This window comes from Acinetobacter bereziniae LMG 1003 = CIP 70.12 (assembly GCF_000368925.1).
Classification (GTDB): Bacteria; Pseudomonadota; Gammaproteobacteria; order Pseudomonadales; family Moraxellaceae; genus Acinetobacter; species Acinetobacter bereziniae.
The window spans coordinates 1,464,551-1,482,108 of the sequence record NZ_KB849756.1 but is presented as its reverse complement, the minus strand read 5'-3'; the positions used below and the strand labels follow the sequence as shown (position 1 = coordinate 1,482,108).

Here is a 17,558-nt window from a genome sequence, read left to right as displayed (position 1 = left end):
GAGTGTAAGGTATGAAAAACATACGTTTGCGCCCATTAGTAACAGCAATTTTATTAACAGGGTGTTCAACTCAAGTATTTGCACATTTAGGGCTTAACCTATCTGTAGATATACGTTCATTGACGATGGGGAATGCTGTCACTGCAGACCCTCCAGGAATTAGTGCAATTCATTTTAACCCGGCTGGATTGACGAAACTTAAAGGTCTACAGACAGACGTACAAGGTATCATTGCAAACTTTGATGTTCAACGAGAGTTTTCTGCACCGCCAGGTTATAACGTATTTGGTTATTCTGATGATCCTTTAATCTGTAATGATGCACCTGATAATCCATCCAGCTTATGTACAGACTATAAAGACTCTGTACGTGGTGATGTTGAATATGCAAGTTTATACATTCCTATTTTAAAGAAAGTTGTAGATTTGGGACCCGGATGGCCGGTATTGGCGCCTACTGGTGGGGTTTCATATAACCCACCAGGTTCAAAATTAACCTATGCAACCGCAGCTTATGCACCGATGGTGGCAGGATTTGGTTCAGAAGATAAAAATCCCGGTAACTTTATGGGACAACAGGTTGCCATTGAACGTATTACATATTTATCACCTTCTGTTGCATATCAAGTCAATGATCAACTCTCTTTGGGAGCTTCGATTGGGATGTCATATAATGCCATGGCATTAAAGACGGACTTACGCTTCCCCAATGAAATGATTGGCGTATTACGAATGGTGGATGAGTCTGTTTGTGGACCATTCCGAAATAACTCCAATATGATCACGGATCTTTTGCTATTTGGTATTTGTAATGCCAATGAGGGTATGAATCCTTTTGGTCAGTTCGGGAAAATGCAGGTTTCTTTAGAACAAAGTCTGAGTCCAAGCTATAACTTGGGTTTAATGTGGGAGCCAACTGAAAACTTTGGTTTTGGTATGGTCTATCAAAGCTCGGCAAAAATGCGTATGAAAGGTAAATATTTCATCGATAATGCCAATGCGCCAAGAGAACTGATTAAAGGCTTAAACTCATCTGCGACGGGGCAGATCCTTGCTGCGATTCTTGGGTTTCCAGGTTATATACCACCAACAGAATCTGGTTTGATCGCAATGGATTTAGAATATCCAGCACATTTCCAAGCAGGGATAAAATATAAGGTTTTACCTGATTTACAAGTGAATTTCGATGTTGGGTGGACAGACTTTAAAGCGTGGGAAAAATTCCAATTTGAGTTTGATCGCCAAATTTCAGCATTAAAAATTGCTAAACTTTTATCCAATCAAGTCACAGATACTTCATTGGCTTTCCCGCTTGGCTTTAAATCACCATGGAGCTGGGGAGTTGGTGTTGAGTATTCGGCCAATGACCGTTTAAAACTTCGAGCAGGTTATGAACCTCGTGCCAGTGCGATTCCGGATGATAAACGAAATACTATGGTGCCGATCAATAATGCTCAATTATTCGGTTTAGGTTTAGGTTACCGTTTTGATGAAGATACGGATATTGATTTATCTGTGGGCTTCTTACGTAGCCGAGATAATATTCCTGCAAATACCAGTAGTTTAGCAAATAAAACAGGGGTAGATAATTTACTGCTCAACCCATATGCTGGATTGAATGTAAAAACAAATACCAAAGTCACAATTCTAGGGATTAACTACAGAACGAGATGGTAATGCATTTAAAAGCTGAGAAAAAAATAGTTTTGACTTCTTTGTGGCTGGTAATTGGTATGAGCTTAGCCACATCAGCTTGCTATGCATCCAGTTTCTATACCATTATCGGACCTGATGGGCATCCGATGATTATCCAAAAACCTGAATCATCAACAAAACCTGAAACCAAACAAAAAAATAATGAAAAGAATGAAAATAAAACTGTAAAATCTATTGAGGCTATTCAACCTCAATCCAGCACAACACAAAATAAAAATGTGACTCAACCTGAGCACTTTCCTACAAGTGCACCAGAGCCAAAAAAATCTGTGATACCTTTAACTAAGCATTCATCAGAAATCCAAACAAAGCCGCAAGAAACTGTTAAGGTTTCACCACAACCACAACCACAACCACAACCACAACCACAACCACAACCACAAAAAACTGTTTCGTCATCAGTACAGCCAGATGAACAAGAAAAAACAGCTGTAGTTGTTCCAGAAACTAAAACTGCTGAAATAGCTAAATCACAACATGAAGCTACACAAGTCGAAAAACAACAAAAGAGTTTAACGACTCAGAACTCACAAATTTCCAAAGCTGCGCTTAAAACGCAGAGTATCCAAGAAACTGAAGACAAAAACTTCACCATCATTGATGGTGAAAAGTATGTAAATAATGAATATCTGGAAGATCGTGAATTTAATCTCGAGGGGAAAAAGCGATTTTATATGACCCCAGAGATTGGTGCAGTACATGGGCGTTATGAAACAATTGAACGACAAAAGGGACTGAGTACAAGTCTCTTAAACCGTATTCGAGGCAATCCAGATGCTGACGAAAAAAAACCAGTCGTGCTATCTTCAACTTATTTCCGATTACCTAAAGACGAAGTGGTTCATAATTTAGAACAAGCTTGTTTCACAGGTAAAAAAATACTTAAAGCAAAAGGTTTATCACTTAAAAATCAAGAGATTGGTTTATGGCCTGTTGCGCCGATTAAAGCGCATTTTGCTTATGAAGTGGTGAAATTAGATGCTCAGGTACAAAATATACTTTTGACCTCCTACGCATCCTCTTCTAAGACACAAACCTACTATTGGCCTTTAGTTGTATTTTTAGATGAACAAGGCTGTGTCATTGAAGGTGTGAGTGGCTTTAAAAATGAAGAATCACACGACAACAATTTACAATATGCCGCAATGGAAGGTGTGTTGAGAAAACCAGAAAAAGCGACTTATCTATTTTTAACACCATTATCCTCAGCTATAGATGTTGAAAATAAACAGTTAACAAATCATGGACAAATTAAGCTGAGTGTTATTCAGTAAGGACGAGATTATGAAAAAAAGAGTATTAGCCCCTTTCGTTTTAACGAGTTTAGGTTTAGCACTTACTGGTTGTGGTGGTGAAAGTTCAACAGTCAATGAAGATCCTTACAAAGGTATCGTCACTTATACCAATGGCTGTGATGCATCTTATGAAAAATGTTTAGGTTTTTATGTCGATTATCCAGTGACTGGATTAAATTTTGATTGTAGTACAGATACTCGAAATCATTTCAACACCAAATTAGAAGGTGGTTTGGCTTCTGGCGGTTGTTTAATTGGTGATAAGGCAAAATTTTATATTCAGGGTTCTCAATCAGAACGTAAAATTGTTTTGGGGGATGTAGATTTAAATAAAATTCGTCCATTAAAGGTGAGGGGACAACCTGCTGCGATTGGTTTGATTGATATCGCAAGTGCCATGACAGGCAAAACACCTGCCAGTATGGATATGAATGATGATACTTTTAAAGTCATGGTTGGCTTGGTTCGTGTTTTCCAAGCGATTGGTGTAGAGCAAAATAACAACCAAGTTGGAGATATTCAGCCAATCGAGTTATCTGATAATTTAAAAAATAACCTGAAAGATTTACCAGCAGATATTGGTGTTGCTGATTTTCTTGATGGCAGCTATATAGAAAAATTAAAACCATGGCTTAATCTTGAAACGGTCGATAACGATTCGGCACAATTAACAGCACAGCGTTTGATTCAACAGTCGCTAGTTAATATTTACTCTACAAACTTCCTGATTTTTAGTGGAGCAAATGTTGATATCCAAGGCTTTACAGGGAAGAGTGACTTAAATACGAAGAACGAATCGATAGCCAATATGTATCTCGTGACGGACCGCCAAGGCTATACGACAGGTTATGCGATGCAATGGATAGGTGTTCCGCAAAAAGTCGAAGGTAGCACCATTGCTGATTCATTGTTAAAGTTCCTGTTACTCAATCAAGTGGTTCCACAAAAATTAGATGTCAATCCACAGCAAGGTTGGATCAGTCCATTCACTCGAAAAATCAGCAATCCATTGATATTCAAAAAAGATCAAACAACAACAGATCAACTGAGCATTTATCAAGGTACATTACTGAACAATACCAATGTAGCTGGTACGGAATATATGTATAAACGTGCCACTGGTGCGACCACTGCTCCGACAGATACGACGGTTTATGGCAAGTGGCGTCAGACATTCAATGGGGATCAGCTTTCAGGTGGTATTGATATTTATAAAACCAATCCTGCGAACTATCTAGATCGAAGAGTTTTCATGACGAAAAATACAGTAAAAACAGGAGAAAAATATTACTTCCCACTGTATGCCAATATTACATTTACGTTTACGAATCCTGAAGTTAATCCAAATACTCAAACCCTAGGTATTGTGATTGATGAAAATGGGGATATCCGTACTAATCTTGGTCGAAATGGTACTTTAAATTCAAATACCTGTGCGGATGTCGATCCAAGCACTTACATTGATAAAGAAACAGGTGTTCAACAATATCGACTGGGTACAACTGGAACTGCTTATATTAATGGGGATATTGAAAAATCAATTACACTGCGTATGATTTTAGCCAATCCTATTTTTGGAAGTCTTGATGGTGCTTTAGTGGGATTGAATGAAAGATTAGTCGTTACCCCTACGAGTGGGACTACCAACGATGACTTAAATAAAGCTTCAGTCTCTTCTGGCGGTATTCGTTTAAACCTTCAACGATTAATTAATGAACAAAATACCTCTAGTGGGGTGAATATAACCAGTTGGGATGGAGACAAAACAATTCAGGCAACTTGGGTCAATTTACAAGCGGTTTATCAGGCAATCTATAACAATACAGATACTAATAAAGATAAGCTTACTACAGAACAAAAAGAGTTAGCGAAGCGTCAGCAAGGGACGCTATCGGTAAGTTTGCCACAGTGTTATACAGTGAAAACCAAATAATCTTATTGTGCTAAAAAAATCCCCCAATTGAGATTGGGGGATTTTTTTAGCTCTCTATATAATTGACTATCAATAAAATAATTTTTAATCAACCTGTTTGGTCGAGACGTGTTCCTAATGTTTCTAAGTGCATTGGGAAGATATTATTTTTCCGATCTTCAAAATAATGACGTAATGTACGTTCAACGCTTGGGAATGCTAAATCATTCCAAGGGATTTCATGTTCTTCAAATAATCGGCTTTCGAGTGTTTCTTCTCCAGCACCAAAAAAACCATCTTTAATTTTTGTTTTAAACAACACATAAATCTGTCCAATGCGTGGAATATTATACATACAGTACAATTGTTCGATTTCTACTTCTGCTTCTGATTCTTCACGTGTTTCACGTGCTGCACCTTGCTCCATGGTTTCAAACAGTTCCATATACCCAGCAGGTAATGTCCAAAGCCCATAGCGAGGTTCTATTGCACGGCGACAAAGTAAAACTTTATCTTCCCAAAGGGCAAGTGCGCCGCAAATAACTTTAGGGTTGACATAATGAATAGTGCCACAGTGTGTACAAACTTTACGGATTTTTTGATCACCTAAAGGAATTTTTTCGATTGTCGAATGACCACAAACACTGCAAAAACTCATAAGCTTCATTGAAAATGTGAGATAACTCAGCATAACTGAAAAATTCTACTTTCGCATCATTTATAGCCTTATCCATAAAATTTCATATATGATAGAAAGAGAACAAAAATATTGAGTGAGATACATGCAGGATCATGAGTTAACACAAGTATTGCAAAACAGATTACGTTTTGGCAGAAGAACATTTCCTGCCAATGCTGCGGTTCTGATTGCAATTACTCAGGAAGCTGATCCTAAAATTTTGTTGACCAGACGTTCTGCATATCTATCAAACCATGCTGGTGAAGTTTCATTTCCGGGCGGTAAGCGTGATCCGAATGATACCAGTAATATTGTTGTGGCTTTACGTGAAGCTTGGGAAGAAACTGCGTTAAATCCTTTTGATGTCAAGCTGATTGGTGATTTACCCATGGAGCGAGCAAAAAGCGGAATTACGGTGAAACCTGTGGTGGGGTTAATTCCACCTGATATTCAATTGATTCCACAACCGACTGAAATCGATCGTATTTTTTATGCACCGATTAAAAAAATGATGGAATCACAACCCATTCCTTATGAAGTGCGATTGGCACATCAATCTGTATATTTTCCTAGCCTGCGAATCGAAAATGAAATTATTTGGGGTTTAACGGCTAGAATTCTAATTTCATTATTTAAATATGGATTGGATTATCAGAAAAACTGGCCATTTTTATTGAATTCTCCATCATTTAAATCTCAAATCTTTAATCGAAAATAAGTTTTATATTTAAAAGTATTGTTACAGGGAAAAATTGAAAGGAATATCACACGATGATGTATAAATTTAAAGGACTGGCACCTAAAGCGTTACATGAGCCTTTTGATGGTTGGGTTGCTGATAATGCAACTGTAATTGGTCAAGTAGAGTTGGGACAACAAGTCAGTGTTTGGTTTGGTGCCGTTATTCGTGCGGATAATGCGAAAATTCATGTAGGGAATTTCAGTAATGTTCAAGAGAACGCAGTGTTACACACTGATGCAGGTATTGAATTACACGTTGGCGATTATGTGACTATTGGACATCAAGCAATGCTGCATGGTTGTACCATCGGTGAGAATAGTTTGATTGGTATCAATGCAGTGGTTTTAAATCATGCTGTGATTGGTAAAAACTGTATTATTGGTGCCAATAGCTTGATTCCTGAAGGTAAAGTCATTCCAGATAATTCGTTGGTGGTGGGTTCTCCTGGGAAAGTCATTCGAACTTTAGATGAAAATGCAGCTAATTTATTAAAAATGAGTGCAATGCATTATGCCTCACACTATAAAGATTTTATCAATTTAGAAGAGTTTAAGTTTGATTAGCATGGTTGTTTCAAAGTGAATAGCGTCATTTAAAAATGAATAATGTCTTTGAATAAGGCTTTATTTTTCTCGGGCGAGGGGTACATGCTGTACTCTCGCTTCAATACTCATCCCATTAAGTAAAATTACATAACATAAATAAATTGCTTTCATCGCCTTATATTTTAAGAAAATTTAATCAGTTTGCTTAAGTCGTATCCATGCGTTAAAGATATTCAACGGAACACTGCCATCGAGAGCGTTAACATTTTTTTTGCTCAGGAAAAAAGTCTATTGCCTTGATTTTTTGTAGATGAATTTGATCTGATGGATTTTATCTGACAGGCTTTAGCGCTTAGTTCTCGCGCTAATGAAATGAGTGGAGTATCATAGGCAGCATTTTTAATACAGTAAGGTTGTGCATGAAATTGCTGGCATTGGAAACTGCCAATGAGCAGTGTTCCGTTTCGATTGTTGATGAAACTCAAACACTCTATTTTCAACTTGATACGCGAGCAAAGGCACAGACTCAAACGATTTTGCCAATGATTGAGCAAGGCTTTCAGCAAAACCAAATCAGTAATCAAGCGCTGACTGCGATTGCGTTTAGCCGTGGACCTGGTTCTTTTAGCGGTGTACGTATCAATGCCGCAGTGACCCAAGCATTGGCATGGGCACATGATATTCCTGTCATTCCTGTGTCTACATTACAAGCATTGGCTCAGGCAGCATATCAACATGCTCAACTGGTAGAAGTTACAGCCGTTTTAGATGCACGTATGAATGAAGTTTATATGGCGAGTTTTAAGCTCGATCAAAATAACATTATGCAACTTGTAGATGAAGAAAAATTATTAGACTATCAGCAGGCTGCAGCGTATCAAAAATATACTTTAATTGGTTCTGGTGCAACATTGGTCGATGCTGAAGCGACTAAATTTCAGCAGCTTACTGCAAATGCCAACGATATTGCGACGATTGCAAGACAACATGCATTGAAACAGCAATGGCTCAGTGCTGAACAGGCATTACCTGTATATTTACGTGATAATGCATGGAAAAAAATACCAGAACAAGGCAAGCCATAATCGTTTTTCGCTTTAATTTTTAGGATTTAACATGGATCTTTTACTGCTACTCAAAGCAGCCATTATGGGTATCGTTGAAGGTATTACCGAATTCTTACCTATTTCAAGTACAGGGCATTTAATTCTTGCATCTGAATTAATGAATTTCTGGACCAAAGAAAAGAGCGACTTATTTGTTGTTGCGATTCAAATGGGGGCAATTGCTGCCGTCATTTATGAATATTGGGGCAAGCTTTGGGGAGCTGCTATTGGCCTGTTTTCTGGCGAGCCTAAAGGTCGACATTTAGGCGTGAGCATTATTGCTGCTTCAATTCCGATCATGATTGTGGGTTTGACTTGTGGTGATATCGTAAAAGAACTTTTGTTTAATGATATTTCAGTAGCGATTGGCTTAATTGTTGGTGGTTTAATTATTTGGTGGGTAGAGAAAAATCCACCTAAAGTTAATGCAGTTGAAGTCGATAATATTACGATTAAAGAAGCAATCTATATTGGTTTGATTCAAGTTTTAGCGCTTATTCCAGGTACTTCACGTTCAGGCGCAACAATTATTGGCGGTATGATGTTGGGTGTATCGCGTAAGGCATCTACTGAATTTTCTTTTTTCTTAGGTATTCCTGTTATTGTCGGTGCAGGGTTATTAGATCTTTTTAAAAACTATCATATTTATGAAACTACTCAAGATTGGACGGTATTTTTTGTAGGTTTGATGGTTTCGTTTGTTTCTGCATTAATTCTGATTCGTGTTTTGGTGGCTTATGTTTCCAAACGTGATTTTATGGTCTTTGCTTGGTATCGCATTGCATCAGGTTTAATCATTTTATTATTTGCTTTAACAGGTTGGAAATTATGGTAAGCGAGATTCGCTTATTTACAGAATCCACTTTTTTAGAGAAAGCACAGTCTTATCAAACTGTGCTTTCTTTACGTGGAGTCGTGGTTAATATAGAGGTGATTGAAAAACTCAACGCGCGTTTTTTAAGATTAAACCCTGAACTCGCACTGTGTGTTGATGAGCAAGGTTTGAGTCTATGTGCCAATGGCATGAGAATGCAGCCTGATTGGAAAGCTGAAATACCACGTCTAAAACGTGCCAGTTTAAAATCAGAAATGATTGCTCGTGCTTGTCATCTTTCAGAAAAACCAAAATTGGTCGATGCCACAGCAGGTTTAGGTCATGACAGCTTGTTGATGGCTTATCTGGGTGCCAATATTCGCTTGGTAGAGCGTCATCCAATTTTGTTTACTTTGCTTGAGGATGCAAAAGCACAGGCTGAAAATGATCCATTTCTAGGAAAAGTCGTTGCGCGAATTGATTTAATTTTTTCGGATTCTACCGTCTATTTAGAGCAATTGATTCAAGACAAACAAACAGTCGATGTGGTTTATTTAGATCCCATGTTTCCGCAACGTGATCAACATCAGCAGGCAGTCAAAAAGCAGGCGCAAGTCAAAAAGCAAATGCAGTTATTGCACATGCTGCTTCCAGAAGATGGTGAAATGGATTTAGGAGATCATCTTTTAGTCTTAGCTCAACACATTGCCAAACGGGTTGTGGTAAAACGTCCTCGATTGGCTGTATTTTTAAATGATCAACCAACCCATCATCAGTGGCAAGGGGATGCTTGTCGTTTTGATGCTTATTTTAACAGCAATCTTATTGAGTAGTTTGGTAACTGTTTCAATAATAGTCGAATTATTGATATATAGTTAAATCAAACATTGATAATTTTTTAGCCAAGCCTAAACTAGATAGGCTGATTGAAGCGACTGCCTTAACAGAATCTATATGATAGACCTTAAACCCTCAATTAACTTTTGGCATGATTTGAAAAGTAACCAACGTGCAGGGATCTGGTTATTCTTGGGTTCGCGAAAGTCTTTACAAATTGTTCGTCCGTCAATTTTACAGCTTATTTTTTGGGGGCTGTTGGGTGCATGTGCCAATACTTTATTTAGTTGGTTGGTCGCAGGTGATGGTGGGGTATTTAATCGTCAAGGCTTAGTCAGTTATGCTTTGTGGCCATTTATTGCTTTGATTGTTGGGATATTTCTCTCTCAACGGACCAATAATCCACGTTTAATGTTGGTGCCAGCACTATTATGGTTGGTACTTGATACGCATATCATGTTGTTTCAGTGTCTTTTACAGTATCTGGGCAATCATGATCTGTTACCGTATTTCACTTATGATGTGATTCCGCTGTTGTTCTTTGCTTTATTTATTTGGCAGAGCCTTGCAGTGGTTTGGGTGTTTTCGAGAGAGTTAAAATGGCCGTGGTGGGAACGTGCACTGATCATGTTTGCTACGGTTGCGACGCTGTTTACTTGGCAAGTGTCTATTAAAGAGCAGCCGATTTGGAAAGTAGAAGAGGTTCCACCGAGTATCAGTGAAAATGCGTTCTATGCCCAAAGTCGTTTACTCAATAAGGCACTAGAACAAATTCAGTTTGGTGAGTTTGCCAAAACACACTGGTACTTTTTAGGTGTGGCAGGGGCAAGTTATCAGGATGTATTTAAATTTGAGATCGATCGAATTAAAGAGCAATTCGATACGCGTTTTGGAACATTCGGGCGCTCTATCGAGTTGGTGAATAATCCTGCAAGTATTAACGAGACTCCAATCGCTTCAAAAACCAGTATAGATCTCGCCTTACGCCGTATCGGGCAGCAAATGAATCGTGAAAGTGATGTGTTGTTTCTGTATATGACATCACACGGTTTACCGAATCGTTTTGAATTGGAAAATGAACCGATTGATTTAAGCGATGTTGATCCAAAATGGCTCAGAGAAAGTTTAGATAAATCGGGTATTCGTTGGAAAGTGATTGTTATATCAGCCTGCTATTCAGGTAGTTTTGTTTCAGCACTGCAATCACCAGATACCTTAATTATTACTGCTTCAGCAGCTGATCGTGCCTCATTTGGTTGTTCAAATGAAGCAGATTATACTTATTTCGGTCGAGCGTTCTTTGATCAAGCAATGCGTGAACAAGGCTCATTAAAAGCGGCATTTAAAGAAGCATCTGAAACAGTTGCGAAATGGGAAAATGCGCAAGGATTTGATCCATCTGAGCCGCAGTGGGTGATTGGAAAAAATATGGAGTTGATGTTGCCTCAATTGGAGCAGCATTTATTTCCACAACAAGGTGTGATTGCTTCCGCACAAAGTCAGAATGAAAAGTTAGATCCAGCTAAACCTTGATGGTTATTGTCATTTAGGCATCAGGTAAGTGATATAAGACTATAAACCTTAAACAATTTGTAAATCCAAATTTAGAGAGAGATGGCAATGGAACTTTTAAGTAACACGATTTGTTTTGATGGTGAACAACGAATTTATCAGATTCAGTCGAATTATTTAAAAGGTGCAAGCAAAATTGCTGTTTATATGCCACCTCAAGCTTTAAAAGGGCAAAAGTGTGTAGCATTGTTTTATCTGGCTGGTCTGACCTGTACTGAGGAAACATTCATTATTAAGGCGCATGCCCAGCGCTTGGCGTCACAACTCGGTTTAATATTGATTGCGCCAGATACTTCGCCACGAGGTCAAGACGTTGCTCAAGGCGATTCATGGGATTTGGGACAAGGTGCTGGATTCTATATCAATGCAACTCAGGCACCGTGGTCTGAACATTTTCAAATGGAAAGTTATATCGTCGATGAACTTTATTCTTGGGCGCTTGAAACATTCCCAATCCAATCAAATGCGATCGGTATTTTTGGACACAGTATGGGAGGACATGGCGCTTTAACATTGGCATGGAAATATCCACATTATTTTAAATCTGTGTCTGCCTTTGCGCCAATTTGCGCACCAAGTGAATGTCCTTGGGGTGAAAAAGCTTTTTCCCATTATTTAGGGGATGACCAATCAGTATGGCGCCAACATGATGCCACACAGTTGTTGCTTAATAAGGGTTCACTGTTTGATGAGGTTTTGATAGACCAAGGCTTAAAAGATCAATTTTATAGTCAATTGAATCCTGAGAAATTTCAGCAAGCGTGTAATGCTGTTGGGCAAAAGATCAGCCTGAGATTTCACGAAGGCTATGATCATGGATATTATTTTATCCAAAGTTTTATGGATGATCATTTGCAATTCCATGCTTTACAATTGCAAAAATAGAATACGATTTATCTCAAAATATTAAAAAAAGCAAATTGATGCTGAGTAAAAGTAAATAGTTGTTTGCTTTTACTCTATTTCTTTCAGTTTAGAAAAAATATACACTGGCACTGATATTTTTTATTATGAAAAACTTGAGTTCACCATCATAATTTGAATAAAGAGAATAATATGCAAGATCAAATTCCACCTCCATTTCCTGATCATTTGAATGTGGATCAACAGGTCACACCACCCATTATTCCGCAATATACAGACCAACAATACCCTAAAGTTCACCGCTTTAAGTTTCATGGTGATGCAATGGAGTATTTTGGAATATGGATTGTCAATATTCTATTGACCATTGTGACTTTAAGTTTGTATGCACCTTGGGCAAAGGTTCGTCGTTTACGTTATTTTTATGGAAACACGGAGTTTTTTCAGCGACGCTTTGACTTTACGGGTATACCAACCAAAATTTTAATAGGGCGTTTGATCGCATTGGGGATCTACGCAGCATTTTCCATTTCATCCCACTATTCAATGATAGCAACTGTGGTTGGGTTGGTTGTGTTATATGCTGCAGTCCCATGGTTGATTCGTGCAACTATGCGTTTTACTGCGCGAAACAGTAAATTCGGAAACAGCCGATTTTATTTTGCTGGAACCACTAAAGAGTCTTATAAAGTCTTTTTCTTGAGCATATTGGTGTATATTTTTACTTTGGGTATCTTTTCGCCTGTAGCGATATGGCTATATAAAAAATATTATCTCAATCATTTATATGCAGGGCAGTTAAACTTTAAATTAAATGCAGATTGGTCTGCTTATATGGCGGCTGTCTATGTGCCTATTTTTATGTCGATTGGTGTAATTATTGCATTTTCTGTGGTTTATTTCGGCATCATTGGCACTGTTGCAGGTTTCTCACCAAGCTTTTTTATTACTGGGATATTTATCATGTATGCAGTGGTTGGATTATTTATTTATCCATTGATTGCTGCACGTCTTTTTATTACCACATGGAACAATACCACAGTGGGCAATAGCCAGTTTAAAACAGATTGCAATCAGTGGCGTTACGCATGGATTATTGCCTCAAACTGGATTGTCAAAATTTTAAGCATAGGATTGATGTCTGCTTGGGCTGCGATTCGTATTCACAAATATCAGGTTGAGTCGATGAGCTTAATTTTGCATGATGATCCAGATCAAATGATGAATTTGGCACAGCAAGAACAAAGCGCTTTAGCCGAAGAAATCAGTGACATTTTTGACATTGATATTTCTTTATAATGATATGAGTTGAATAATCTATGTCACAACCAGTAGATATTATTTTCTATGATGGTGTGGTGTCTAAACCGCACCATGCACAGATTTCAGCTCAATCTGAGTCTGAAGTTCTGATTCGCTATGGTGATCGTTTAGAGCAGCATCGGCGCTATCAATATTCAGATATGGCATTGATTGGTGCGCTTGGGCAATTACATCCTGTGATTGAATTAAAAGACGATGCGCGTATCGAGTTTCATGGAGCATTACCTGAATGGTTTAATTATGGAACTAAAAAAGTTCAGCATTCAATCTGGAAACTTGAACGTTCACCAAGCCTGATCATTTTTAGCGTGATTTTTGTGGTTGCTTTTGTGTTTGCCTTAGTCAAATGGGGCGTTCCAGCTGCTTCACATTATGTGGCTTTTCAATTGCCTGAAAATAGTTTGAAAAAATTAGGGGATGAAGCCGAAACCTATGTTTTAAATAATTGGACAGCGCCCAGCCAATTGGCTCAAGGTCAAAAGGATTTAATTTCCAAACAATATTTAAATACAGTGGCTGAAGGCAAACCTGCCAAATTGGTTTTTCGTGAAGGAGGGCGCTTGGGTGCCAATGCGGTGGCATTGCCCAACAATACCATCATTATCACGGATGAATTGATCGAAATGGCACATAGTGATCAAGAAATTTTAGGCGTCTTGGCGCACGAGCAAGGTCACTTAATTCAGCGCCATAGCCTACAACAAGGCTTAACCAGTTTAGGGCTTAGCGTCTTGTATATTGCCATGACGGGAGATAGTTCGGACTTATTTACTTCATTACCTGCTGCAATGATTGGTGCAAATTATTCACGTAAATTTGAATCTGAAGCTGATCTATATGCTTTACAGTTGATGGATCGAAAGGGCATTGAAGTCTCACATTTTGCCAATTTCTTACAACGTTTAAGTGATGAAACAGAAGATTCAGAAAAAGCTGACAATGCGAGTCAAACTGCCAATGCTGATAAAAAGGCATCCGCTAGTTCGCCTTCATCGCAAAAAGAGTCGGATAAAAATCAGTCTTTAGCAATTCTGGATGCATTATCTTCGCATCCTGCAACTGAAGAACGCATTCAAATGGTTCGCGATTTTGAGAAAAAACAGCAAGAGAAGCATCAGCAGTCCAAATGATCTTCTATCTTTAGATAACGACTGATTTGATCAAGGGCTTGTTAAAGCCCTTGATTTTTTTGGTTATCCAAAATGCTTAAAAGAAAATATTTTAAGTTTGCAGTATCATTTATTGTAGTTGGAAACAATTTACACAGGATTCATCGATGGTCTGCATTAGAATTATTTTATAAATACTGATGAAGATTAAAGCTGTCTACTTTTAAATCAACCTTGTAAGGTAAGTTTGTTATAATAGGAAAAATTTTTATATCTGCTAGGTTGTTTCATGTCCAAGCCATTTCTAATTGCCCCTTCAATTTTGTCTGCTGATTTTGCCCGTTTAGGTGAAGAAGTTGAAAATGTATTGGCTGCAGGCGCAGATGTTGTCCATTTTGATGTGATGGATAACCATTATGTTCCAAACTTAACTTTTGGTGCTGGGGTGTGTAAGGCATTAAAGAAATATGGCATCAAAGCACCGATTGATGTGCATCTCATGGTTTCTCCTGTAGATCGTATGATTGGTGATTTTCTTGAGGCAGGTGCGGATATTATTACCTTTCACCCTGAGGCAACACACCATATTGATCGTTCTTTGCAACTGATTAAAGATGGTGGCGCAAAAGCGGGTCTAGTATTTAATCCAGCAACACCATTACATTATTTAGATTATGTGTTGGATAAAGTAGATCAAGTCTTATTGATGAGTGTTAACCCTGGTTTTGGCGGTCAAAAATTTATTCCAAAGACTTTAGAAAAACTCCGTGAGGCACGTAAGATTATCGATGCTTCAGGTCGTGATATTCGTTTAGAAATTGATGGGGGCGTTGGACCTGCCAATATTCGTGAAATTGCGGAAGCGGGTGCAGATATGTTTGTGGCAGGTTCAGCGATTTTTGGAAAACCCGACTATCAAGCGGTAATCAATGAAATGCGAGCTGAATTAGCCAAAGTAGGTCAAGTTTCAGTTTAGAAGTTTTCCACAAAAATTGAAAATACCCTGTGGATAACATTGTGATTAACTATATGGATAACTATGTTGATAAGCATATGGATAAGCTGGGTATAGATTAAACAATTAGTTGTCAATTGTTTAGTCGTTCATCAAGAATCGTTTAAAAAGAGTTCATATGCGCTCTTTTTTTATGAAATGTGTTGTTTATTGACCTGCTCAATGATTCAGCATTGTATAAAAAATAACGTGCTGAAGATTTATCCAATCAGTACTTATGCATTGAAATGTGCGATATTTGCCAAAATCGAGATTATTGGCTATGCTTTAGGCTCATGATGGGCTTAACAAGGTTCAAGTTTTGTTTATACAACTCCGCAAACAGCTGTGGTTTGTTTGTCTTATGGTTTTTGCCATAGGGTGGAGTGGTGTGTCTATTGCATCTGCAAAAGTCATGCAGATGAGTATGCAGCATCAACAAATGATGTCATCATCTCATCACATCGATGGGCATCAAACAAAAAAGGAATATGGGTCTGTACAACAGCTTAAAAATCTTTGTACAGATATAAATAAGAATAAAAATGGACAAAATCAGCATACAAATAATGATCAAGCGATAACGGATCAAAATGATTGTCATCAGCAAGTGAGTCAATCTGAGCCAACACAAGCGTTTAAGTGCCAAGATTGTAGCTTGTTATCCTGTCAATCTACCGTGATTTGGTTGAATAGTGATATCCCCAAATTGACCATACCTGATCATTTTCAAAATAGTGCTTCTTATCCAGCAACTTACAGAGCACAGCATCTTGCTGGTTTTTGGCAAGAAATCTTACGTCCACCCAAAGCTTAGCCTGATTTTAGAAACTTTTTATTCGTAAAGTTTATTTTTAAAATTTAGGTTAAGTTATGTCTATTTATTTAGTTCAAAAACGTTTGGCGAAAAGCCTGCTTGTCTCATTGTGTTTGTTTTCCTCAACATGGGGAATGGCGGCAGTGAGAGAGTATCGATTAACGATTGATGAAGGAATGGTCAATGTTATTGGCAAGCCCTTAAAACGTATTACTGTGAATGGTCAGTTTCCAGCACCACTTTTAGAGTTTGAAGAAGGTGATGATGCTGTTATTCGTGTCACCAATAAATTAAAAAATCAGGATTCCTCTGTTCATTGGCATGGTCTGTTACTTCCTGGAATTATGGATGGAGTTCCAGGTTTTAATGGTTTTAATGGAATTAAACCCAACGAAGAATATGTATATAAGTTCAAGGTTCGTCAAAGTGGAACCTACTGGTATCACGCGCATTCAAAAGGACAGGAACAAGACGGTTTATATGGTTCTTTAGTCATTTATCCAAAAGATAGAAAACCTTTGGCAGCGCATGAACGAACAGAACGTGATTACGTGGTCATGCTATCGGACTTTCATAAGCAGACCAGTGATCAAATTCAAAACAATTTAAAAGTCTCAGCGGAATACTACCAAAATCGACGAGAAACGGTTTTTGATGTTTGGAAACAAATACAGCGTGATGGTTTAAAGACCACGTGGTCTGATCGGAAAATGTGGAATCAGATGCGTATGTTAAAAACAGATATGTCTGATGTGACGGGTTATACCTTTTTGGTCAATGGCAAAACCCCTGAACAGAATTGGACGGGTATGTTTAAACCAAATGAAAAAGTACGTTTACGCTTTGTGAATGCATCAGCAATGTCATTTTTTGATGTCAGAATTCCTCATTTAAAAATGACGGTTGTCAGTGCTGACGGGCAACCAGTGAAACCTGTTGCTGTTGATGAGTTCCGCATAGGAACGGCTGAAACTTATGATGTAATCGTTGAACCTAAAGGCAATCATTATCAAATTGAGGCTGAGTCGATTGACCGTTCAGGATTTGCGATTGGAACACTGCATAATGAATTGATGCCTAAAGCCTCTGGTATTCATATGCCTAATGCTCGTCCACGTTCACTGTTGACCATGGAAGATATGGGAATGGACCACTCCAGTATGGGAGGAGGGAGTATGCAGGGCATGGACCATTCAAAGATGAGTGCCGACAGTATGCAGGGCATGGATCATTC

General features: G+C 38.2%; 16 protein-coding genes. 15 read left to right on the top strand and 1 reads right to left on the bottom strand.

Going from position 1 to position 17,558, the window contains the following annotated elements:
* The first annotated feature begins 11 nt into the window (after nt 1-11).
* From filD to filF, 3 genes are read left to right on the top strand one after another with little or no spacing between them, the layout of a single operon-like run.
* Nucleotides 12-1,676: a putative pilus system OmpP1/FadL family transporter FilD gene (filD, locus tag F938_RS16685; protein WP_005033670.1), complete on the top strand. Its 1,665-nt coding sequence runs from the start codon at nt 12-14 to the stop codon at nt 1,674-1,676.
* Nucleotides 1,676-2,989 carry a putative pilus assembly protein FilE gene (gene filE / locus F938_RS16680; RefSeq protein ID WP_005033667.1) on the top strand — a complete coding sequence of 438 codons (1,314 nt, stop codon included), beginning with the start codon at nt 1,676-1,678 and terminating at the stop codon, nt 2,987-2,989. Before filD ends, filE begins: the two co-directional genes overlap by 1 nt.
* 10 nt (nt 2,990-2,999) lie before the next feature.
* Entirely contained in the window at nt 3,000-4,943 is a 1,944-nt protein-coding gene (gene filF, locus F938_RS16675) for a putative pilus system protein FilF (RefSeq protein ID WP_005033665.1), read from the top strand.
* Between the two features lie 88 nt (nt 4,944-5,031).
* Here the strand turns inward: filF and F938_RS16670 are convergent, their stop codons facing one another.
* Nucleotides 5,032-5,580, bottom strand: coding sequence for an NUDIX hydrolase (locus F938_RS16670; protein WP_010591032.1), 549 nt, complete (start codon nt 5,578-5,580; stop codon nt 5,032-5,034).
* 124 nt (nt 5,581-5,704) lie between these two features.
* Here F938_RS16670 and F938_RS16665 point away from each other — a divergent pair, with 124 nt between their 5' ends.
* The 12 genes from F938_RS16665 to F938_RS16610 all read left to right on the top strand — a co-directional run.
* Nucleotides 5,705-6,319 (top strand): CoA pyrophosphatase, encoded by a 615-nt coding sequence (locus F938_RS16665; protein WP_005033661.1) that lies wholly within the window; start codon nt 5,705-5,707, stop codon nt 6,317-6,319.
* Nucleotides 6,320-6,372: 53 nt separating this feature from the next.
* Nucleotides 6,373-6,906 carry a gamma carbonic anhydrase family protein gene (locus F938_RS16660; protein WP_004830067.1) on the top strand — a complete coding sequence of 178 codons (534 nt, stop codon included), beginning with the start codon at nt 6,373-6,375 and terminating at the stop codon, nt 6,904-6,906.
* Between the two features lie 401 nt (nt 6,907-7,307).
* Complete coding sequence (gene tsaB / locus F938_RS16655) at nt 7,308-7,973, top strand: tRNA (adenosine(37)-N6)-threonylcarbamoyltransferase complex dimerization subunit type 1 TsaB (protein WP_005033659.1); 666 nt, start codon at nt 7,308-7,310, stop codon at nt 7,971-7,973.
* Nucleotides 7,974-8,004: 31 nt separating this feature from the next.
* Complete coding sequence (locus F938_RS16650; RefSeq protein ID WP_005033656.1) at nt 8,005-8,829, top strand: undecaprenyl-diphosphate phosphatase; 825 nt, start codon at nt 8,005-8,007, stop codon at nt 8,827-8,829.
* Nucleotides 8,823-9,641 carry a class I SAM-dependent methyltransferase gene (locus tag F938_RS16645; RefSeq protein ID WP_005033654.1) on the top strand — a complete coding sequence of 273 codons (819 nt, stop codon included), beginning with the start codon at nt 8,823-8,825 and terminating at the stop codon, nt 9,639-9,641. The genes F938_RS16650 and F938_RS16645 overlap by 7 nt, the downstream gene beginning before the upstream one ends.
* Nucleotides 9,642-9,762: 121 nt before the next feature.
* On the top strand, nt 9,763-11,178 hold the full coding sequence (locus F938_RS16640; RefSeq protein WP_005033652.1) for a C13 family peptidase: 1,416 nt from the start codon (nt 9,763-9,765) through the stop codon (nt 11,176-11,178).
* Nucleotides 11,179-11,265: 87 nt separating this feature from the next.
* Nucleotides 11,266-12,102: an S-formylglutathione hydrolase gene (gene fghA / locus F938_RS16635; RefSeq protein WP_005033651.1), complete on the top strand. Its 837-nt coding sequence runs from the start codon at nt 11,266-11,268 to the stop codon at nt 12,100-12,102.
* 171 nt (nt 12,103-12,273) lie between these two features.
* Nucleotides 12,274-13,380: a YjgN family protein gene (locus F938_RS16630; protein WP_005033649.1), complete on the top strand. Its 1,107-nt coding sequence runs from the start codon at nt 12,274-12,276 to the stop codon at nt 13,378-13,380.
* 20 nt (nt 13,381-13,400) lie between these two features.
* Nucleotides 13,401-14,534, top strand: a complete 1,134-nt coding sequence (locus F938_RS16625; RefSeq protein ID WP_005033646.1) for a M48 family metallopeptidase — start codon at nt 13,401-13,403, stop codon at nt 14,532-14,534.
* Nucleotides 14,535-14,802: 268 nt separating this feature from the next.
* On the top strand, nt 14,803-15,489 hold the full coding sequence (gene rpe, locus F938_RS16620; protein WP_005033643.1) for a ribulose-phosphate 3-epimerase: 687 nt from the start codon (nt 14,803-14,805) through the stop codon (nt 15,487-15,489).
* A gap of 409 nt (nt 15,490-15,898) precedes the next feature.
* Nucleotides 15,899-16,324, top strand: a complete 426-nt coding sequence (locus F938_RS16615) for a hypothetical protein (RefSeq protein WP_228129519.1) — start codon at nt 15,899-15,901, stop codon at nt 16,322-16,324.
* Between the two features lie 56 nt (nt 16,325-16,380).
* Nucleotides 16,381-17,558 (top strand): multicopper oxidase domain-containing protein (locus tag F938_RS16610; RefSeq protein ID WP_005033639.1); only part of this gene is annotated, 1,178 nt, incomplete at its 3' end.